We start from the raw sequence: 635 nt of genomic DNA on the forward strand, positions 1-635 counted from the left end.
CTCTACAATAGGTTCGACTTTAGTGCCTGAAAATATAGCTACTATTGCTCCTTTCTTCCCTTTTGCTTTTTTGTTGGTAATAATGGTATAGAGTTCCCCCTTTGGATAATGCTGTTTCGTCAATAGATAAGTGGGGTCCTATGTTTTCAGGAAAAATAAGCCACTGTTTAGCGTGTTTTCTTTGTTTCCAAACTTTAAAATTACTTAAGTGCTCTCTGTATTGTCTACTGAGTTTTTTACCATTAACGTTATAAAAACCGCCTATGGTATGGCAGTCCGAGGCCTTAGTATTGACTAATTTCTTTTAAAAAAGCAGCAAACTCGTTGGTCATACGTGTTCCCTGTGCTACTAAATTCCAATCGCGTTGAACAAGTTCCTTACTGTTCTTATCTAGCCACCTACACCGTTTTACATGGAGATATACAGTATTACCTCGTAGAGGGAAGTCTTGAATAGTAACTTCTTTGTGAAAACCGTGGGCAATAAGGATTTTGGATTTCTCTTCTTTAGGAACCACATTGCGCTCTTCAAAATAAAGATGCATTACATCACCATTTTTAGTATTTTTTATTAGATCGAAATGATTAATTAAAAATTCAGGAAGAATAAGTTTGAGTAATTCAAGATAATTGTC

General features: G+C 35.3%; 1 protein-coding gene. It reads right to left on the minus strand.

Annotated elements, in window-relative coordinates:
* Positions 1 to 284: 284 nt before the first annotated feature.
* Positions 285 to 635: ISAon1 family transposase N-terminal region protein (locus ES676_RS14595; protein ID WP_246130381.1), on the minus strand; the 351-nt coding region annotated here is incomplete at its 5' end.

It is taken from the genome of Bizionia saleffrena, from assembly GCF_008086175.1.
In the GTDB taxonomy this organism is placed as follows: Bacteria; Bacteroidota; Bacteroidia; order Flavobacteriales; family Flavobacteriaceae; genus Bizionia; species Bizionia saleffrena.